16 protein-coding genes are annotated in these 20,562 nt (G+C 60.1%); 13 read left to right on the top strand and 3 right to left on the bottom strand.

Annotated features, from left to right (window positions below):
• Positions 1-5: 5 nt before the first annotated feature.
• From ftsW to murB, 4 genes are read left to right on the top strand one after another with little or no spacing between them, the layout of a single operon-like run.
• The gene (ftsW, locus tag EGT36_RS01680; protein WP_004442795.1) at positions 6-1,160 is read left to right on the top strand and encodes a putative lipid II flippase FtsW; all 1,155 of its coding nucleotides are present in this window, start codon (positions 6-8) and stop codon (positions 1,158-1,160) included.
• A 6-nt stretch (positions 1,161-1,166) separates the two neighbouring features.
• Positions 1,167-2,303 carry an undecaprenyldiphospho-muramoylpentapeptide beta-N-acetylglucosaminyltransferase gene (murG, locus tag EGT36_RS01675; RefSeq protein WP_037089885.1) on the top strand — a complete coding sequence of 379 codons (1,137 nt, stop codon included), beginning with the start codon at positions 1,167-1,169 and terminating at the stop codon, positions 2,301-2,303.
• Positions 2,300-3,715, top strand: a complete 1,416-nt coding sequence (gene murC / locus EGT36_RS01670) for a UDP-N-acetylmuramate--L-alanine ligase (protein WP_125269981.1) — start codon at positions 2,300-2,302, stop codon at positions 3,713-3,715. Before murG ends, murC begins: the two co-directional genes overlap by 4 nt.
• Positions 3,712-4,677: a UDP-N-acetylmuramate dehydrogenase gene (murB, locus tag EGT36_RS01665; protein ID WP_035209672.1), complete on the top strand. Its 966-nt coding sequence runs from the start codon at positions 3,712-3,714 to the stop codon at positions 4,675-4,677. Before murC ends, murB begins: the two co-directional genes overlap by 4 nt.
• Before the next feature lie 89 nt (positions 4,678-4,766).
• Here the strand turns inward: murB and EGT36_RS01660 are convergent, their stop codons facing one another.
• On the bottom strand, positions 4,767-6,071 hold the full coding sequence (locus EGT36_RS01660; protein WP_125269980.1) for an MFS transporter: 1,305 nt from the start codon (positions 6,069-6,071) through the stop codon (positions 4,767-4,769).
• A 541-nt stretch (positions 6,072-6,612) separates the two neighbouring features.
• Here EGT36_RS01660 and EGT36_RS01655 point away from each other — a divergent pair.
• The 9 genes from EGT36_RS01655 (at position 6,613) to EGT36_RS01615 (ending at position 18,900) form a co-directional block, all read left to right on the top strand.
• Positions 6,613-7,539 carry a D-alanine--D-alanine ligase gene (locus tag EGT36_RS01655; RefSeq protein WP_004442785.1) on the top strand — a complete coding sequence of 309 codons (927 nt, stop codon included), beginning with the start codon at positions 6,613-6,615 and terminating at the stop codon, positions 7,537-7,539.
• Complete coding sequence (locus EGT36_RS01650; protein ID WP_022556596.1) at positions 7,527-8,459, top strand: cell division protein FtsQ/DivIB; 933 nt, start codon at positions 7,527-7,529, stop codon at positions 8,457-8,459. The genes EGT36_RS01655 and EGT36_RS01650 overlap by 13 nt, the downstream gene beginning before the upstream one ends.
• Positions 8,456-9,787, top strand: coding sequence for a cell division protein FtsA (gene ftsA / locus EGT36_RS01645; RefSeq protein ID WP_004442783.1), 1,332 nt, complete (start codon positions 8,456-8,458; stop codon positions 9,785-9,787). Before EGT36_RS01650 ends, ftsA begins: the two co-directional genes overlap by 4 nt.
• 91 nt (positions 9,788-9,878) lie before the next feature.
• Complete coding sequence (ftsZ, locus tag EGT36_RS01640) at positions 9,879-11,633, top strand: cell division protein FtsZ (RefSeq protein ID WP_037089889.1); 1,755 nt, start codon at positions 9,879-9,881, stop codon at positions 11,631-11,633.
• A gap of 271 nt (positions 11,634-11,904) precedes the next feature.
• Positions 11,905-12,864, top strand: coding sequence for a UDP-3-O-acyl-N-acetylglucosamine deacetylase (lpxC, locus tag EGT36_RS01635; RefSeq protein ID WP_004442781.1), 960 nt, complete (start codon positions 11,905-11,907; stop codon positions 12,862-12,864).
• Positions 12,865-13,097: 233 nt separating this feature from the next.
• Positions 13,098-13,964 (top strand): outer membrane protein assembly factor BamD, encoded by an 867-nt coding sequence (locus EGT36_RS01630; protein WP_125269979.1) that lies wholly within the window; start codon positions 13,098-13,100, stop codon positions 13,962-13,964.
• A 15-nt stretch (positions 13,965-13,979) separates the two neighbouring features.
• On the top strand, positions 13,980-15,653 hold the full coding sequence (gene recN / locus EGT36_RS01625; protein ID WP_037089895.1) for a DNA repair protein RecN: 1,674 nt from the start codon (positions 13,980-13,982) through the stop codon (positions 15,651-15,653).
• A gap of 116 nt (positions 15,654-15,769) precedes the next feature.
• Positions 15,770-17,944 (top strand): NAD-dependent DNA ligase LigA, encoded by a 2,175-nt coding sequence (gene ligA, locus EGT36_RS01620; protein ID WP_037089897.1) that lies wholly within the window; start codon positions 15,770-15,772, stop codon positions 17,942-17,944.
• 62 nt (positions 17,945-18,006) lie between these two features.
• Positions 18,007-18,900 carry an aminoglycoside phosphotransferase family protein gene (locus tag EGT36_RS01615; RefSeq protein ID WP_125269978.1) on the top strand — a complete coding sequence of 298 codons (894 nt, stop codon included), beginning with the start codon at positions 18,007-18,009 and terminating at the stop codon, positions 18,898-18,900.
• A 4-nt stretch (positions 18,901-18,904) separates the two neighbouring features.
• Here the strand turns inward: EGT36_RS01615 and EGT36_RS01610 are convergent, their stop codons facing one another.
• Both EGT36_RS01610 and EGT36_RS01605 read right to left on the bottom strand, forming a co-directional pair.
• Positions 18,905-19,438 (bottom strand): GNAT family N-acetyltransferase, encoded by a 534-nt coding sequence (locus EGT36_RS01610; RefSeq protein ID WP_035209694.1) that lies wholly within the window; start codon positions 19,436-19,438, stop codon positions 18,905-18,907.
• Positions 19,439-19,617: 179 nt separating this feature from the next.
• Positions 19,618-20,547: a DMT family transporter gene (locus EGT36_RS01605; protein ID WP_037089904.1), complete on the bottom strand. Its 930-nt coding sequence runs from the start codon at positions 20,545-20,547 to the stop codon at positions 19,618-19,620.
• Positions 20,548-20,562 lie beyond the last annotated feature (15 nt).

The following is a 20,562-nucleotide window of genomic DNA, read 5'->3' as shown; positions in this document are numbered from 1 at the left end:
AGGCCATGGTAAGCCGAGTTGATCGCGGTCCGGTCGCGGAATGGTTCTGGACCATCGACCGTTTCTTTCTGGCGGCATTCATCGCGCTGATGGGCATCGGCCTGATGCTGTCCTTCGCGGCGTCGCCGGCCGTTGCCGAGCGTATCGGCCTCAACAGCTTCTTTTTTGTTGAGCGTCAGGCCATGTTCATGGTGCCATCGCTGGCGATCATGGTCGGCTTGTCCTTCCTGTCGCCGCGCCAGGTGCGCCGCGTGGCGGTCATCATGCTGATCGCCTCGCTGCTGATGATGATCTTTGCACTGTTCTTCGGCATCGAGGTGAAGGGCGCGCGGCGGTGGATTTCCATCGGCACTTTCTCGATCCAGCCGTCGGAATTCATGAAGCCGGCTTTCGTCATCGTCTGCGCATGGCTTTTTGCAGAGCGGGCGCGCCATCCGGAAATTCCGGGCAATCTCTTTGCGATCATCACCTTCGGAATCGTGGCCGCACTTCTCATCGCCCAGCCTGACTTCGGCCAGACGATCCTGACCTCCGTTGTCTGGGGCGGCATGTTCTTCATGGCAGGTGTGCCGTGGTTCTGGATCATCATGCTCGGTGGTCTCGGCGTCGGCGGCATCATCTCCGCCTATCTCATGCTGCCGCACGTGGCCGGCCGTATCGACCGTTTCTGGACGGGTGAGGGCGACACGTTCCAGGTGGACACGGCGCGTGAAGCGATCATTCGCGGCGACTGGTTCGGTCGCGGACCGGGTGAGGGCATCGTCAAGCGCATCATTCCCGATAGCCATACCGACTTCATCTTCTCGGTTGCGGCGGAAGAATTCGGCATCGTTTTCTGCATGTTCCTCGTCGCAATCTTCGCCTTCATCGTGCTGCGCGGCCTGTCGCATGCCTTCAAGGAGAAGGACGATTTCTGCCGCTTCGCCGTGGCGGGTCTCGTCCTTCAAATCGGCATGCAGTCTATGATCAATATCGGCGTCAATCTGGAACTGATGCCTGCCAAGGGCATGACCTTGCCGCTGATTTCCTATGGTGGTTCGTCAATGATGGCGATATGCGTGACCGCCGGTTTCCTTCTGGCATTGACACGCCACAGACCCGAAAAGCGGGCGCAGGAGCGGAGTTTCTTCCGCGTTGGTTCCGGCGTTCCCGCGGAGTAAACGATCATGAGCAAGGGTATTGTTCTTCTTGCCGCCGGTGGAACCGGCGGCCATGTGTTTCCGGCAGAAGCGCTGGCGCATACGCTGAAGGCACGCGGTTATCAGGTGCATCTCGTCACCGACAGTCGCGCCGAGCGTTATGCGGGCAAGTTTCCGGCAGATGAAATTCATGTGGTTCCGTCTGCCACCATCGGCTCCAAAAACCCAATTTCCGTGGCGGGTTCGCTCTGGAAGCTCTGGGTTGGCCTGCGTGCGGCGCGTCGGCTGGTCGCAAAACTGAAGCCGGTCGCGGTTGTCGGTTTCGGCGGCTATCCCACCGTGCCTCCGCTGCTGGCCTCCACCGGGCTTGGAGTGCCGTCAATCATTCACGAACAGAACGCCGTGATGGGCCGCGCCAACAAGGCACTTGCCGCGCGGGTAAAGGCAATTGCCGGCGGCTTCCTGCCGCCCGCCAATGGTCAATATTCCGACAAGACCGTCGCGACCGGCAATCCGGTGCGCCCAGCGGTGCTGGCCGCCTCTGAAATACCCTACACCGCCTCGCAGACAGGCGAGCCTTTCCAGCTCGTTGTCTTTGGCGGCAGCCAGGGCGCACAGTTTTTCTCGAGCGCGGTACCCGCCGCAATCTGCCTCCTGAAAGACGAGCAGCGCAAGCGCATCGTCGTCACCCAGCAGGCGCGGCCGGAAGACAAGGACAGCGTCATCGCGTCCTACCAGAAGCTCGGCGTGAAGGCGGATGTTTCGCCTTTCTTCGGCGATATGGCGTCGCGCATCGGCGAGGCCGATCTGGTCATCAGCCGCTCGGGCGCTTCGACGGTATCGGAGCTTTCGGTGATCGGCCGTCCGTCGATCCTCGTGCCTTATCCGCATGCGCTGGATCATGATCAGGCGGCGAACGCGGCTGCGCTTTCGGCGGCGGGTGGGGCAAGCGTCATCAAGCAGGCGGAGCTCTCGCCGCAGAAGCTCTCCGGCCTGCTGTCCTCGGCGCTTGCCGAACCCGAGCGGCTTTCCGCAACGGCGGCGGCGGCGAAGGCAACCGGCAAACCGCACGCGGCGGACGTGCTGGCCGATCTGGTGGAGGCGATTGCCTCCGGCCGGTCCGTACAGGAATTCAAGAAGAATATTGAAGGAGTTGGGGCATGAAGATGCCGAAAGCCATAGGCCTTGTGCATTTCATCGGCATAGGCGGGATCGGCATGAGCGGCATTGCCGAAGTGCTTCATAATCTCGGCCACCGGGTACAGGGATCGGACCAGGCCGACAGCGCCAATGTGCAGCGTCTGCGTGACAAGGGCATCGAGGTTTTTGTGGGCCACACGGCTGACAATATCGGCGATGCAGAGGTCGTCGTCGTTTCGACCGCGATTAAGAAGAACAATCCGGAGCTCGTCGCCGCGCGGGAAAAGCACCTGCCGATCGTGCGCCGCGCGGAAATGCTGGCCGAGCTGATGCGCTTCCGTAACGCCATCGCCATCGGCGGCACGCACGGCAAAACGACGACGACCTCCATGGTCGCCACGCTCCTGGAAGCCGGCAATCTCGACCCGACCGTCATCAATGGCGGCATCATCAATGCCTATGGCACCAATGCCCGCATGGGTGAGGGTGAGTGGATGGTGGTGGAGGCCGACGAGTCCGACGGCACTTTCCTGAAGCTGCCGGCCGACGTCGCCGTCATCACCAATATCGATCCGGAACATCTCGACCATTACGGCAATTTCGACGCCGTACGCGCCGCATTCTGTCAGTTCGTCGAGAATGTGCCTTTCTACGGTTTCGGCGTCATGTGCCTCGATCATCCCGAAGTACAGGCATTGGTTGGCCGGATCGAGGACCGCAAGGTCATCACATATGGCGAGAACCCGCAGGCCGACGTGCGGTTTTCGAATGTGCGCATCGATGGTACGCGCTCGGTCTTCGACGTGGAAATCCGCCGTCGCCGCACCGGCAAGATTTTCTCTTTCAAGGACCTCGTCCTGCCGATGCCCGGCCGCCATAACGTTTCGAATGCGACAGCGGCAATCGCGGTTGCCAATCGTCTCGGCATCTCGGAAGCCGACATCAAGAAGGGGCTGGCCTCCTTCGGTGGTGTCAAGCGACGTTTCACGCTGACGGGCGAAGCCAACGGGGTGCAGGTTTTTGACGATTACGGTCACCACCCGGTCGAGATCAAGGCCGTGCTGAAGGCGGCGCGGGAAGCCTGCAAGGGCCGCATCATCGCCGTGCACCAGCCCCACCGCTACAGCCGTCTTTCGAGCCTGTTTGATGATTTCGCGCATTGTTTCAACGATGCCGATACGATTCTTCTTGCTCCGGTTTATGCAGCGGGCGAAGATCCCATCGAAGGCGCAAGCTCCGAAGCGCTGGTTTCGGCCATCAAGGCCGCTGGCCACCGTGACGCGCGTTTCCTCGAAAAGCGGGAGGACCTTGCGTCACAGGTCGCAGCCATTGCGAATCCGGGTGATTTCGTGGTTCTCTTGGGGGCTGGGAATATCACGCAATGGGCAGCGTCGCTGCCTTCGGAATTGAAGAGCATATCAGGAAAGTCTGAATGAGACAGGTCGATGGGGTTAAATTGCTGGGGAGGCTCGGCGACGGGGTAAAGGAATTGCGGGGACGTCTGACACCGGATGCGCCTATGGACCGCGTGACGTGGTTCAGAGCCGGCGGTCTTGCGGAGGTGATGTTCCAGCCGCACGATACGGATGATCTGATTGCCTTCCTGAAAATTCTGCCGGAAGATGTGCCGCTGACCGTGGTTGGCGTCGGCTCGAACCTTCTGGTGCGTGACGGCGGTATTCCGGGCGTGGTCGTGCGCCTGTCCGCCAAGGGCTTCGGCCAGGTGGAGCTTGCCGGTGAAAACCGCATCAAGGCGGGCGCGATCTGCCCGGACAAGCATATAGCAGCCATGGCCATGGATAATGGCATTGGCGGCTTCCACTTCTATTACGGCATTCCGGGCTCCATCGGCGGAGCGCTGCGCATGAATGCGGGCGCAAACGGCGGCGAGACGCGTGAACGTGTTGTGGAAGTCTACGCGGTCGACCGTCAGGGCAACCAGCATGTGCTTTCCAATGCCGATATGGGCTACAGCTATCGCCATTCCGGCGCCGACGCGGGCCTGATCTTCACCGGTGCGCTCTTCGAGGGCTATCCCGAGGACAAGGCGAAAATCCGCGCCGATATGGATGCGGTGCGTCATCACCGTGAAACCGTGCAGCCAATCCGCGAACAGACCGGCGGCTCGACCTTCAAGAACCCCGAAGGTCATTCCGCATGGGAGCTTATCGATGAGGCGGGCGGTCGTGGTCTCGTGATCGGCGGCGCGCAGATGTCATCACTGCATTGCAATTTCATGATCAATACCGGCCATGCGACCGGTTACGATCTGGAATATCTGGGCGAGACCATCCGCAAGCGCGTGTTCGAGAAGTCGGGCATCCGGCTGGAATGGGAAATCAAGCGCCTGGGGTTGTTCATGCCGGGCCGCGAAGTTGAGCCTTTCCTCGGGGCTTGAGGCGAGTCGGCCTTGCCAAGATGTAAATACATTAAAGCCCGCGAAACTCTCGTTTCGCGGGCTTTTTGTTACTGTCGGTATCTATGGACTCAGACTTCGTCCTTGCGGGACAGAAGAATGCAGGCGAACGTGATGAGCGCGGATACGCAGAGGTAATAGCCGACATAACCCATGCCGTAGTTCACCTGCAGCCATGTGGCGATGTAAGGCGCCAGCGACGCGCCGAAGATGCCGGCCATGTTGAAGGTGATGGAAGAGCCGGTATAGCGGACGCGGGTCGGGAAGGGGGCGGCGAGCGCCGTTCCGATCAGGCCGTAAGTCATGCCCATCAGCATCATCGCCAGAGCCGCGAAGACGAAGATCGAGCCTTCGCTGCCGGTCATCAGGCCGGGCAGCAGGAAGGAGAACAGGCCGATCAGCACTGTCGTCAGGATCAGAATTTCGCGGCGACCGAATTTTTCCGCAAGCTTGCCGGCAATCGGAATGAAGATACCGAAAACGACGGAGCCGAGGATCTGCACTTCCAGCGCGTCGAGGAACGGAATTTTCAGGACCTTGACGTTGTAGGAGAGCAGATAGGCCGTGCCGATGTAGAAGAGCACGAAGGTGGCGAGCGCCACAAAGGTGCCGAGCACGAGGCTGCGCTTGTGGTTGCGGAACAGTTCCGCAACCGGCACGGCCACACGTTCTTCCTTTTCGATGGCCTTCTGGAAGTCGGGCGTTTCGGTGATCGACAGGCGAACCCACATGCCGACAGCGATCAGGATGATCGAGGCGACGAAGGGAATGCGCCAGCCCCAGCTGAGAAGCGCTTCCTGTGACATGAAGTGCAGCAGGATCCAGAACACGCCTGACGAGAGGAACAGGCCGACGGGTGCGCCAAGCTGCGGGAACATGCCGTACCAGCTGCGCTTGCCGGGAGGGGCGTTTTCCGTCGCGAGCAGGACGGCACCGCCCCATTCGCCACCAAGACCGAAGCCCTGGCCGAAGCGGCAAAGTGCGAGCAGCAGCGGCGCCAGAACGCCGGCCGTCTCATAGGACGGCAGCAGGCCGATCACGACCGTCGAGACACCCATGGTCAGCAGCGCCGCGACAAGCGTCGTCTTGCGGCCAACGCGGTCGCCATAGTGACCGAAGACCACGGCGCCGAGGGGGCGGGCGAAAAAGGCGATGGAGAAAGTTGCGAAAGACGCCAGAAGCGCCGTCATCGGATCATTGTTCGGGAAGAACAATGTCGGGAACACGAGCACTGCGGCCGTGGCATAAACGTAGAAATCGAAAAACTCGATGGTCGTACCGACCAGACTGGCAGTGAGAACTCGTGCAGGCGAATTTGTCTTTACAGCGTTCGAATTGTCAGCGGTCGGCGATACCGGAGATATCGCGTCGGTCATGGTATTGGTTCCATTTTGGATGATTGCAATGTCATGCCTTGGGAGGCGACATCTGCGTTAACGCAATTTTTGTTCTTATGGAATGCTAAAAAAGAAATAATGCAGATAATGTGATCCATCAGGGCGACACGTGTGGTCACGGCGTCGGAGAACGTTCGTCGATTGAGAGACTGATTCAGGCTGCGGTTTTAAAACCCTGAAACGGCAGATAATTTGCCTGGGGAATAATCCTGTCTGTTAACGTTTCGGCCTTGCCTTTGTCGCGCGGCAGCAGACGCGCCGGCGTCGTTTTATTTCCGATCATTGAAAACCTGCATGTTGCATTCCGCGCAACTCTCTGATTCCAAGGAGGGAATTCGGATCAATGCTGATTCTTTAACAAACTCGGCATGTTGGGCGCGGCGGTTAACGAAAGTAAACGATTCATTAACCTTAATGGCGTTTAACTGGTCTCAAGGGTCATGTGCCAGAATCACCGGTTTGTGAAATCCGGTCGGTTCGGAGCGTGGTCCGTAACGGAGAGTTGGTGTCAGAGGTATCGATGAGCGGCAAGCACGTAGCTGTTCTTATGGGTGGATTTTCGTCGGAGCGGCCGGTCAGCCTGTCGTCGGGCAACGCTTGCGCGCAGGCTCTGGAAGACGAGGGCTACAAGGTCACCCGTGTCGATGTCGGCCGCGATGTCGCCGCCGTGCTTGATGCGCTGCGCCCGGACGTCGCTTTCAACGCGCTGCATGGGCCCTTCGGCGAAGACGGCACCATTCAGGGCATCCTCGAATATCTCGCCATTCCCTATACCCATTCCGGCGTGCTCGCCTCGGCGCTTGCCATGGACAAGGCGCAGGCCAAGAAGGTTGCTGCTGCTGCCGGCATTCCTGTCGCCGCCGAGCGAGTCATGAACCGCTTCGATTTCACCAGCGAACATCCGCTGGCGCCGCCTTATGTGGTGAAGCCGGTGCGCGAAGGCTCGAGCTTCGGCGTCGTTATCGTCAAGGAAGATCAGTCGCACCCGCCGCAGATACTCACGTCCTCTGAATGGAAATACGGCGACCATGTCATGGTCGAGCGTTATATACATGGCCGCGAACTGACCTGCGGGGTGCTCGACGGCGAGGCGCTGGGCGTCACCGAAGTGGTGCCGCTCGGTCACAATTTCTATGATTACGATGCGAAATACGCTGCTGGTGGCTCGAAACATGTCATTCCCGCAGAAATTTCACCGAAAATTTACCAAAAAATTCAAACACTGGCGGTTATGGCGCATCGGGCGATCGGGTGCCGTGGCGTAAGCCGTTCAGACTTTCGTTACGACGACCGTTTCTCAGAAGATGGCGAAGTTATCTGGCTTGAAGTGAATACACAGCCGGGCATGACGCCGACCTCCCTGGTGCCTGAAATGGCGGCCCATGCTGGCCGCTCCTTTGGTAACCTTGTCAGCTGGATGGTGGAGGACGCTTCGTGTTTGCGGTGATCGGCAAAAAGTCGACGGCAAAAAAGCGCGAGCAATTCGCGGCGGCGGCCAGTGCCGACGATCGCATGGTGTTGCCGCGTCCGCTGCGTCGCGTCGTGCGTTTCGGCGTCAGCCTTGCGACCGGACGTATCCACATTCCCGCCCATACCGGTACGATTGCGGCCGTCGCCTTTTATGCGGCGACCGGGCTTTATGGCATGTCGCTCGGCGGCCATACGAATATCGTCACGCAGGCAACGACCTCCGCGGCCGGTTTCGCCGTTGAGGACGTGAAGGTCTCCGGCAACCTGCAGACCTCCGAAATCGATGTCTTCCAGCTTCTCGGTCTCGATGGCAGCACGTCCCTGATCGCGCTCGACATCGACGCCGCGCGCCGCAAGCTGGTGCAGCTTCCCTGGGTTGAGGATGTCGATATCCGCAAGATCTATCCGAAGACGGTCGAGGTTCGTCTGAAGGAGCGTGAGGCTTTTGGCATCTGGCAGCACGGCTCGGAGCTGTCGCTGATCGAAAAGAGCGGCAGTGTCATTGCGCCGCTGCGTGACAACAAGTTTGCCTCGCTGCCGCTTTTCGTCGGCCGCGACGCGGAAACCGGTGCTGCCGGTTTCGTCGAGCAGCTGGCTGACTGGCCGGAAATCCGCAGCCGCGTCCGAGCCTACGTGCGTATCGCCGGCCGCCGCTGGGACCTGCATCTCGACAACGGCATCGTCGTCAAGCTGCCAGAAGAAAACCTGCCGCAGGCGCTGCAGTTGCTCGCGCGGCTCGATCTGGAAGAGAAAGTTCTGTCGCGCGATGTCGCTGCCGTGGACCTGCGCCTGTCCGACCGTACGACGATCCAACTGACCGAAGGTGCCGCCGAACGCCGCCAGGCTGCCGTCGATGCGCGCACCAAGGCTCTCAAGAAAGCGGAGAAGAACACATGAGCTTTTTCGGTTCTTCCCATTTCGGTCTGCCTCGTCTGAAGCCGCTTTCTTCCAAGCGCAGCCACATCGTTTCGGTGCTCGACATCGGCTCGACCAAGGTCGTGTGCATGATCGGCCGGCTGACGCCCCGTCAGGAAAGCGAAATCCTGCCTGGCCGCACCCACAAGGTCGAAATCATCGGCATCGGCCACCAGCGTTCGCGCGGCGTGAAGTCTGGCGTGATTGCTGACCTCGACGCGCTGGAAGGCGTCATCCGTCTTTCAGTCGATGCGGCTGAGCGCATGGCGGGCCTGACCGTCGACAGCCTGATCGTCAATGTTTCGGCAGGAAGACTAGCAAGCGATATCTACACCGCGAGCATCGATCTCGGCGGGCAGGAAGTGGAAGCAAGCGATCTGCGCAAGGTTCTGGTGGCGGCAAGCCAGCAGTCCATGCGTCAGGACCGGGCGATCCTGCATTCGCTGCCGACGGGCTATTCGCTGGATGGCGAGCGCGGTATCCGCGATCCGCTGTCGATGTACGGCGATCTTCTCGGCGTTGACATGCATGTGGTGACTGTCGAACGCACGGCGCTGAAGAACCTCGAACTTTGCGTCAACCGCGCGCATCTTTCCGTCGAGGGCATGGTGGCGACGCCCTATGCCAGCGGTCTTGCCGCACTGGTGGACGATGAAGTCGAACTCGGCTGCGCCGCCATCGACATGGGCGGCGGCACGACGACGATCTCGGTTTTTGCCGAGGGCCGGCTCATCCATACGGACGCGATCGGCCTTGGCGGCCATCACGTCACGACAGATCTTGCACGAGGCCTCTCGACACGAATCGAAGATGCGGAGAGACTGAAGGTGGTGCATGGTTCGGCTTTGCTGAATGGCGCGGATGAGCGCGACATGATTTCGATCCCGCCGATTGGCGAAGATGATCGCGATCAACCATCGCAAGTTTCAAGAGCATTGGTTACCCGCATCGTGCGGGCACGTATCGAAGAGACGCTGGAATTGATCCGTGATCGTATCCAGAAGTCCGGCTTCAGCCCCATCGTCGGCAAGCGCGTCGTCCTGACCGGCGGCGCGAGCCAGCTGACGGGGCTGCCGGAAACGGCGCGGCGCATTCTTGCCCGCAACGTTCGCATCGGCCGCCCCATGGGCGTGGCTGGTCTTCCGGTCGCGGCAAAGGGCCCGGCATTTTCAACCGCCTGCGGACTGATGATCTATCCGCAGGTGGCGGACATCGAAATTCATGCGGCGCAAGGCGGAATGTTCTCGCCGTTTGGTAACGGTAGCGGCCGGATAGCCCGGGTGGGGCAATGGCTGAAAGAGAGTTTTTGAGTAGCCTCGGGGCGCAAGCCGGAGGTTTCAGAGTTGAGTTTCAAGAATCGGCCAGCGGGGCGATGCGGCCAGAGAAAGAAGGAATGTTAAAATGACGATACAGCTGCAGAAGCCTGATATCACAGAGCTGAAGCCACGCATCACCGTCTTCGGTGTCGGTGGCGGTGGTGGTAACGCTGTCAACAACATGATCACGGCTGGCCTCCAGGGCGTCGACTTCGTTGTCGCCAACACGGATGCCCAGGCGCTGACCATGACGAAGGCAGATCGGGTCATTCAGCTCGGCGTCAACGTCACTGAAGGTCTCGGCGCCGGTTCCCAGCCGGAAGTCGGGCGCGCTGCCGCTGAAGAATGCATCGACGAGATCATCGATCACCTTAACGGCACGCATATGTGCTTCGTCACCGCCGGCATGGGCGGCGGCACCGGCACCGGTGCTGCTCCCGTCGTCGCGCAGGCTGCGCGCAACAAGGGCATCCTGACGGTTGGCGTCGTCACCAAGCCTTTCCACTTCGAAGGCGGCCGCCGCATGCGTCTTGCCGAACAGGGCATCGAGGAACTGCAGAAGTCCGTCGATACGCTGATCGTCATTCCGAACCAGAACCTCTTCCGTATTGCCAATGACAAGACGACCTTTGCGGACGCCTTCGCCATGGCCGACCAGGTTCTCTATTCCGGCGTTGCCTGCATTACCGACCTGATGGTGAAGGAAGGTCTCATCAACCTCGACTTCGCCGACGTCCGTTCGGTCATGCGCGAAATGGGCCGCGCGATGATGGGCACCGGCGAGGCTTCCGGTCCGGGCCGCGCAATGCAGGCTGCGGAAGCGGCGATCGCCAACCCGCTGCTCGACGAAACCTCGATGAAGGGTGCGCAGGGCCTCTTGATCTCCATCACCGGCGGTCGCGACCTCACCCTGTTCGAAGTCGACGAAGCTGCGACCCGTATTCGCGAAGAAGTTGATCCGGATGCGAACATCATCCTCGGCGCAACCTTCGATGAAGCGCTTGAAGGCCTCATCCGCGTCTCCGTCGTTGCAACCGGCATTGACCGCGTTGCGGGCGTCGGCGAACAGAACGTTGCCGAAATGCGCGCCGCAGCCGCCGCTGCAAAGCCGCTTATCCGTCCTTCCGCGGCCGTTGCTCCCGCTCCGGCCGCAGCACAGCCTGCCGCAGTTTCGCAGGCACCGAAGGCCGTAGACCCGATCGCCCAGACCATCCGTTCGGCAGAAGCCGAAATGGAACGTGAACTCGGTTTTGCCGCACACCAGCAGCCGGCCCAGGACTTCCGTCCGCAGAGCAAGCTGTTCGCATCCTCTCCGGCTGAAGCACCGGCGGCACTTCGTCCGGCCCAGCCGGTTCAGCAGGCCGCTCCGGCTCCGGTTGCTCCGGCACCGGTCTATCACGCTCCGGAACAGCATGCTGCTCCGGCACCGCGCATGCAGCAGCCGCAGGCTCCTGTCTATCAGGAACCTGCACCGGTTGCCCGTCAGCCTGAGCCGGTTCGCATGCCGAAGGTCGAAGACTTCCCGCCGGTCGTGAAGGCCGAGCTGGACCACCGCACCCATGCCGCTCCTGCTGCCCAGGAAGAGCGTGGCCCGATGGGTCTTCTGAAGCGCATCACCAACTCGCTTGGTCGCCGCGAAGAAGAAGAAGTTCCTTCCGACATGATGGATGCGCCGAGCATGGCGCCGCAGCGCCGCGCACCGCTTTCGCCGGAAGCAAGCCTCTACGCACCGCGTCGCGGCCAGCTCGACGATCACGGCCGTGCAACGCCTGCATCGTCCAGCCACCACGATGATGACCAGCTGGAAATCCCGGCCTTCCTGCGCCGCCAGTCCAACTGAGGGCGATTCCATTAGCCTCTCGAAACGCCCGGATCCGACGATCCGGGCGTTTTGTTTATTTTACGTTATTAACACTAAATTAATTAGCGTTGTCAGCTACTTACGCATGTAACAATCCGAAACGAACAGTGATTTGTCGTGGCACGTACATGTGCGTATGTATGAGGCTGGGTAAAGGAACAGACTGACTTCGCCGGTCGTTAAAACCCGGCTTGAAAACTTGAACGGCGCTGGCCCCAAGCGGCGCGGTTTGCAAAAAAGGCATACACTAATGACTATCGGACTGCTCGGATTTCAGACAACTATCGCACATGCCGTTCAGCTTAAAGGCATTGGCGTGCATTCCGGCAATCCGGTCTCGATGACGTTCCAGCCCGCAGAAGCTGGAACGGGCATCGTCTTCCATCGCCTCCATGACAATGGCAGCGTCACCGAGCTGAAGGCAGTGTCTGCCAATGTCGGGAATACCGATCTGTGCACCGTGCTTGGCCGTTCGCTTTCCCAGTCAGTAGCGACGATCGAGCATGTCATGGCCGCCATCTACGCCATGGGCCTCGACAACCTTGTCGTCGAGGTAGACGGTCCGGAAGCGCCGATCATGGATGGCAGCTCTGCTCCCTTCATTGAAGCGATCGAATCGGTCGGCATCAAGAATCTTGGCGTGAAGCGCCGCTATATCAGGGTCACCAAGCCGGTGCGTATCGATTCGGGTGCGTCCTGGGCGGAGTTCCGTCCCTATGATGGTACGCGCTTCGAGGTCGACATCGATTTCGACACGCCGCTGATCGGCAAGCAGTCCTGGAAGGGTGACCTGACGGCAGAGACGTTCAAGAACGAACTGTCGCGTGCCCGTACTTTCGGCTTCATGCGTGATGTCGAGCGCCTTTGGGCCGCCGGTTATGCACTGGGCTCCTCACTTGAGAATTCGGTTGTCATTTCCGACGACAACAGCGTCATCAACATGGAAGGCCTGCGTTACGCCAAGGACGAGTTCGTCCGCCACAAGACGCTTGACGCGGTGGGCGACCTGGCACTTGCGGGCGCTCAGTTCATCGGTTGCTACCGTTCTTATCGCGGTGGTCACAAGGTCAATGCCAATGCGCTGAAGGCCCTGCTGAGCGACCGTACGGCTTACGAGATCGTAGAGGCTCCGGCCGCACGCAACCAGATGGTGCGCGCCCGCGAATTTGTGGCCGTCAATATGCCCGAATTCGCGCCCTGGTCCGCATAAGGTCTTTTGAAGGCTGTCAATTGACAGAAAAAGCCGCTCCTTCGGGGCGGCTTTTTCGTGAGACGGAGCAGGAAGTTGCAAATTATCGCCGGATAATCGTGCGATTGCATGGGGTGATGCCATAAAAATGCGTTAATGCGTCATCATTGCGTTGCCCTGCGGATGCTTTTATGGCTAGAACGCCAATACAAAGCCGATGCTTATGTATTTGCGCGGGAAGTGGGAACTGTCGAATGAAGCATGTAGGGTCTGGTGCAATGAAGGGTACGATGCGGGGGATCGCCGTTTCGTTGATGTTGGTCGGCGCGAGCGTCGTCGTCACTGCCTGCCAGTCCGATCCCGATATCGACATCACCAAGCTTGGCATGGAGACCGATCCGCCTGACGTTCTGTACAAGCAAGCGCTGGCGAACATGAACAAAGGCAATATGACGGAAGCCTCACGCAAGTTCGAGGCGATCGACAAGCAGTACCCCTTCACCGAATGGGGCCAGAAGGCGCTTGTCATGCAGACCTTCATTGCCACGCGCACCAACAAGAACGATGTGGCAATCACCACCGGTAGCCGTTTCCTGCGGCAATATCCGCGTTCCAAGGACGCCGCTTACGTTCAGTACATGATCGGTCTTGCCTATTCGAAGCAGATTTCCGACGTCACGCAGGACCAGCGCGCCGCGCAGCGCACAGTTGAGGCGATGAACAAGGTCGTCAACGACTATCCCGATTCGGAATATGTCGCGGATGCGCAGGCCAAGATCCGTTTCGCCCGCGATCAGCTTGCCGGCCGCGAAATGCAGGTCGGTCGTTATTACCTTGAGCGCAAGGAATATCTCGCCGCCGTTTCGCGTTTCCGCATCGTCGTCGAGCAGTACCAGAACACCAACCAGATCGAGGAAGCGCTGGCGCGTCTGACGGAAGCCTATTACGCGATGGGCCTGGTGGACGAAGCGCAGACTGCGGCTGCCGTTCTCGGCAACAACTATCCCGACAGCCAATGGTATGCGGATTCCTACAAGCTGCTGAAGGGCCAGGGCCTGGAGCCGCGTGAGAATAAGGGGTCCTGGATTTCGCGCGCCGGCAAGAAGCTCATCGGCGCCTGAGACGGGGCATAGGCCATGCTGGTCCAGCTCTCAATTCGCGATATCGTTCTCATCGAAAGGCTCGACCTCGGTTTCGAGGCGGGCCTTTCCGTGTTGACGGGCGAGACGGGTGCGGGCAAATCCATTCTTCTCGATAGTCTCTCGCTGGCGCTTGGCGGCCGCGGCGATGGCGGCCTTGTGCGCCACGGGGAGGAAAAGGGGCAGGTCACCGCGACTTTCGAGGTGCCGAACAATCATCCGACACGGCTTCTCCTGCGCGAAAACGGTCTCGATGACGATGGCGACCTGATTTTCCGCCGCGTGCAATCTTCCGACGGGCGCACCAAGGCCTATATCAACGATCAGGCCATCAGCGTGCAGATGATGCGCCAGCTTGGTCAGATGCTGGTCGAGATTCACGGCCAGCATGATGATCGTGCGCTTGTCGATACGGATGCGCACCGCACGCTGCTGGATGCCTTTGCCGGGCTGAGCGAAGAGGCTCGCGCTGTTCAGGCATTCTATCGCACCTGGAAAGATGCTGACCGGGCCTTAAAGACGCATCGCGCAAAAGTCGAGGCTGCGGCGCGAGAGGCGGATTACCTGCGCTCTTCCGTCGAGGAATTGGAAACTCTTTCGCCGCGCGATGGCGAGGAGGATGAACTGGCCGAACGCCGGGCGGTGATGCAAAAATCCGAACGCATCGCTGGCGATATTGCTGAAGCCAGCGAGTTCCTGAACGGCAATGCTTCGCCCGTGCCTGTCATAGCATCCATGATGCGGCGTCTGGAGCGCAAGAGCCACGAGGCTCCCGGCCTGCTGGAAGACACCGTGCAATTGCTGGATGCCGCGCTGGACAATCTTTCCAATGCGCAGATGGAAGTGGAAGCGGCGCTGCGCCGCACAGAATTCGATCCGCGCGAGCTGGAGCGGGTGGAGGAGCGGCTGTTCGCGTTGCGCGCCGCCGGACGCAAATATAATGTCGCCGTGCCAGACCTCCCCGCTCTCGCCGAAAAAATGGTGGCCGATCTCGCCGATCTCGACGCCGGCGAAGAAAAGCTTGGCAAGCTCGAGGCCAATCTCGGCGTCGTGAAGGCTGATTTTGACCGTGCCGCGCAGTCGCTTTCCGACAAACGCCGTAATGCAGCGGAAGCGCTTTCCAACGCTGTCATGTCCGAGCTTCCGGCGTTGAAGCTGGAGCGGGCGCGGTTTACCGTCGAGGTCACCTCCGATCCCGAGCAGGCGACGGCCGACGGCATCGATACGGTGGAATTCCACGTGCAGACCAACCCGGGCACGCGCCCAGGTCCGATCATGAAGGTCGCATCAGGCGGCGAATTGTCCCGCTTCCTGCTGGCGCTGAAAGTGGCGCTGGCGGATCGCGGTTCGGCACCGACTCTGGTGTTCGACGAAATCGACACGGGTGTCGGTGGCGCGGTGGCGGATGCCATCGGCCAGCGGCTGCGCCGCCTGTCCAAAACCGTGCAGGTCCTTTCCGTCACCCATGCGCCGCAGGTGGCGGCACGGGCGGCGACCCATCTTCTCATTTCAAAGGGTCCGTCCGGCGATGGAAGCGAGCGTATCGCCACGCGCGTCGCCACGATGGAGCCGCAGCACCGCACCGAAGAGATCGCCCGTATGCTTGCTGGCGCGTCCGTGACGGACGAGGCGAGGGCTGCTGCCGCTCGTCTTCTCGCGGCCAAGGACTGACCCTTCGCGGCAATGCCAGTGCAGTGCCTTTCGGCATTGTGAGCTCAGCGGCAAAACTGTTTTTAATGTTTGTTATTTCGGCTAAAAGCGTTCGGTAATTCCGAAAAGAGGCCGTCATGTCGAAAGACCAGAAACCCGTTGAAAACCTCACCGAGCTTGAAGCCTCTTCGGAGCTTGCATTTCTGGCGGCCGAGCTTGCCCGCCATGACGCGCTTTACCACGGCAAGGATGCGCCGGAGATTTCCGATGCGGAGTATGACGCGCTGAAGCGGCGCAACGACGCCATCGAAGCGAATTTCCCGGCGCTGGTGCGGGCCGACAGCCCATCGAAAAAAGTAGGCTTCGCGCCGCTTCCGACCTTTGCGCCCATCGTGCATGCGCGACCGATGCTGTCGCTCGACAATACGTTCTCGGAAGAAGATCTGCGCGACTTCGTCAGTTCGGTTTATCGTTTCCTCGGGCATCTGCCTGATGACTCCATTGCTTTCACTGCGGAACCGAAGATCGACGGGCTTTCCATGTCCATCCGCTACGAAAACCGCAGGCTGAAGACAGCGGCGACGCGCGGTGACGGCACGACCGGCGAAAATGTCACTCCCAATATCAGGACCATCAAGGAAATTCCGAACGAGCTGCCCGCCGATGCGCCCGATGTGGTGGAAGTGCGCGGCGAGGTCTATATGGCCAAAAGCGACTTTCTGGCGCTCAACGCCCAGATGGAAGCGGAAGGCAAGCAGACCTACGTGAACCCGCGCAATACTGCCTCCGGCTCCCTGCGTCAGCTGGACGCCAATGTGACGGCGAAACGCAGGCTGCGGTTTTTCGCCTACGCCCTCGGCGAGGTTTCGAATGGCGGTCAACCGACGCGGATTGCTGATACCCAATATGGCATCGTCGAGAAGTTCAGGCAGTGGGGTTTCCCGGTTAATCCGCTGATGAAGCGATTCACGTCCGCCCAGCAATTGCTTGAGCATTATAATGAAATCGGTGTTGCGCGGCCCGATCTCGATTACGATATCGACGGTGTGGTCTACAAGGTCGACCGGCTTGATCTGCAGGAACGGCTGGGCTTCCGCTCGCGCAGCCCGCGCTGGGCGACCGCGCATAAATTTCCAGCAGAGCAAGCCTTCACGACGGTTGAAAATATCGAAATTCAGGTTGGCCGCACCGGCGCGCTGACGCCGGTCGCGCGTCTTACCCCCATCACTGTCGGCGGTGTCGTCGTTACCAATGCCACGCTGCACAACGCCGATTATATCGAGGGCATCGGGAATAGCGGTGAGCGCATCCGCCCGGAAGATCACGATATCCGCATCGGCGACACTGTTATCGTGCAGCGGGCCGGCGATGTCATTCCGCAGGTTCTGGACGTGCTTCTGGAAAAGCGACCGGCCGGGGCGGCAAAATACGCCTTCCCGGAAAAATGTCCTGTCTGCGGCAGCCATGCGGTGCGGGAGCGTAATGAAAAGACCGGCAAGCTCGATTCTGTCACGCGCTGCACCGGCGGTTTCGTCTGCCGGGCCCAGGCAGTGGAGCACCTGAAACATTTCGTCTCGCGCAATGCCTTCGATATCGAAGGGCTGGGCACCAAGCAGATCGATTTCTTCTTCGAAAGTGACGATCCTGCGCTCTCGATCAAGACCGCACCCGACATCTTCACGCTGAAGGCGCGGCAGGATGCTTCTCATCTGACCAAGCTCGAAAATATCGACGGTTTCGGCAAGGTCAGCGTCAGGAAGCTGTTCGACGCCATCGATGCCCGCCGCGAGATCGATCTGCACAGGCTCATCTTCGCGCTGGGCATCCGCCATGTGGGTGAGACTACGGCGAAGCTTCTGGCGCGATCCTATGGCACTTACGACCATTTCGAAGAAAGCATGAAGGCGGCGGCGGATCCCGCAAGCGATGCGTGGGCCGAGCTTAACGCCATCGACGGCATCGGCGAGGTGGTGGCCCGCGCCATTATCGAGTTCTACAAGGAGCCACGCAATCTCGACGTCATCGATCGGCTGATAAGGGAACTTCGTCCGAAAGAGGCGGAAAAGCCTTCAGCGGAAGGCAGCCCGGTGGCAGGCAAGACGGTGGTGTTTACCGGCTCGCTGGAGAAGTTTACCCGCGACGAGGCGAAGGCCCGGGCGGAAAGTCTTGGCGCCAAGGTTGCCGGTTCCGTTTCGAAAAAGACCGATATTCTGGTGGCGGGGCCGGGAGCGGGCTCCAAGCTTGCCAAGGCGGCGGAACTGGGCGTGCAGACCATGGATGAGGACGAGTGGCTGGCGCTGATCGGCGGCTGAGGGGCGTCATGGAAATATTGTCCTCTGCCGCTAGAGCTTGTGCCTGAGACGGAGGGTAAGGCATGGATGACCGCATCGTCGTCAGCGCAGAGCAGGTCCGGGCGCTGGTTGACAGCCAGTTTCCTCAATGGGCGGCGTTAGATGTTCGGCCGGTGGAGCTGAGCGGCTGGGACAATCGCAGTTTTCGCCTTGGCGATGAAATGCTCATCCGCATGCCGAGCGCCACCCGTTACGTGGCGCAGGTCGAGAAGGAGCATCGATGGCTGCCAACGCTTGCGCCTTTCCTGCCTTTTCCGATCCCTGCTCCAGTAGCGCTCGGGCAGCCGGGGCAGGGTTATCCGTTTCGTTGGTCGGTCTATCGCTGGCTCGAAGGGGAACCGCTTGCTCAGCATCTGGAGAAGGTCGATCTGTCGGTCATTGCCATTGATGTCGCCACGTTCTTGAAATCATTACACGAGGCGGATGCTGTGGATGGCCCGGTCGCAGGGGCGCATAACTTTCATCGCGGGGGCTCGCTTGCAGTCTATGACGGGGAAGCGAAGGCCTCGGCGGCGCGGCTTGCCGATGAGGTTGATCAGGCGCTGGCTATCGAGGTATGGCAGCTTGCGCTTTCGAGTCATTGGCAAAAGCAGCGGGTGTGGGTGCATGGCGACATTGCCGAGGGCAATCTGCTGGTGAAGGATGGCAGGCTTTCGGCCGTCATCGACTTCGGCAGTTCCGGCGTAGGCGATCCGTCTTCTGATCTCATTCTCGCGTGGAATGTGCTTGATGCTGAAAGCCGGGCTGTTTTTCGCAGAGCGCTCGATCTGGATGAGGCCACATGGCAGCGCGGGCGCGGGTGGGCCTTTTGGAAGGCGCTGATCGTTCTGGATGCCGAGCGCGGCCGTAACGAAAAAATGGCCGAATGGTCGCGCCGGACCATTCGGGAAGTGTTTGCCGACCACTTGCGCAGCTAACCGACTATCGAAGTCGTGCCATCACGTGGGCATCAACGTATTTGCCATCTCGATAGGCGTCGTTGCGCAGGGTGCCTTCAAGTTCAAAACCGAATTTCTCGTAAAGCCGGATCGCGGGGAGATTGTCGGTGAAGACGTTGAGTTCGATGCGGCGGATATCGTGCCAATTATCGGCGGTGTCGATCAAAGCCGCCAGAATATATGTTCCGACACCTCTGCCGGCAAAATCGTCGTGGACACTGATTACCAGATCGGCGATGTGGGACTGTCTTCCTGCCCTGCGGAACAGTCCTGCATTGGCAACGATCTTTCCCCGCCATTCGCCAACGATGGCGATATCGTTTGGGCCGCGGTTCTCCATCGATTTTCGTGTTTTTTCAACCGACTGAAATGGTTGTCGAAGCGTGCCGTGACGGACGCCGGGCAGGTTGAACATTTCTGTCAGGGCTTCAGCGTCGTCCAGACGCGCGGCGCGCAGGACGACTTCATTCAAGCTGAATTGCGAATCTTCATTATCGGCAAATTTCACAGTCTGCATGCCTGTCTCCTCGGGCGTATGGGAGCAGGAGTGCGAACCCTGCTCGACTGGCAGGGTGGAAATGGATCGCTTAACGCGACGACATACCTTCCCCTGCCGGGTGGCCGGTGATGGTGTGACGACGGGTGGTGTTCTGCTTCGCGATCATGGGCGCACAATGCTTTTGCCGTGTAATTCTGTCAAGCAGGTGCGTTGCGCAGCAGGCTTCTGAGTTTTGACGGCAGCCTGCCGTCGATCGCCGCAAGACCCGCAGCAATCATCGCCATGCCGGCGAAGTGCTTCACTTCCAGTTGCTCCCCTAGAAGCAGGGAACCGAGCAGGATGGCGCTGACGGGGATGAGGAAGGTGACGAGGGCAAGGTTGGTGGCGCCGGCGCTGGCAAGAATGCGGAAGAAAATGAGATAGGCGAGCGCCGTCGAGAGCAGTGCGATGCCGACAAGCGCGCCCCACGTGCCGAGGCTCGGCATGGCGAGTGTCCATGGTTTGTCGATGAGAAGGGCGGCCGGGATCAGCATCAGTGCCGAAGAGGAAATCTGGCCGGTAGCGGTCATCAGCGGCGGCACGCCCATGGCCTTGAAGCGGCGGCCGAATATGCCCGCGAAGGCATAAGAGATAGCCGCGCCGAGGACGGCGATCTGGCCCCAGAGGCCGGATGAGCCGGTAAAGGCGGCAGGGCCGATCATGGTCGCCACGCCGGCGAAGCCGACCAATACGCCGGTCAGCTTATTGCCAGTCATCTTTTCATCAGTGGTGAGAAAATGCGCGACGATAACCGTGAAGAGCGGCGTTGTGGCATTGAGGATCGAAGCAAGTCCGCTGGCAATATGGGTCTGGCCCCAGACGATCAGGCAGAATGGAATGATGTTATTTAGAAGGCCCATGCCGAAAAAGGCGCGCCACACCGCCCATTGCCTCGGCAGGCGAAGGCCCATGATGCGGCAGACGATCTGAAGCGCGATTGCCGCAAGGGTAACACGCAGTGCGACGATGGTGACGGGAGGCAGTTCCTTGACCGCAACACCGATGAAAAAGAACGAACCGCCCCACAGGAGCGAAAGCGCGACAAGCATCGCCCATTCGCGGGCATCCATCTGTTTCTGTATCGCCATTATCATCTCCAACGC

It is taken from the genome of Agrobacterium sp. FDAARGOS_525, assembly GCF_003938925.1.
In the GTDB taxonomy this organism is placed as follows: Bacteria; Pseudomonadota; Alphaproteobacteria; order Rhizobiales; family Rhizobiaceae; genus Agrobacterium; species Agrobacterium pusense.
This window is presented reverse-complemented; position numbering and strand designations above follow the sequence as displayed.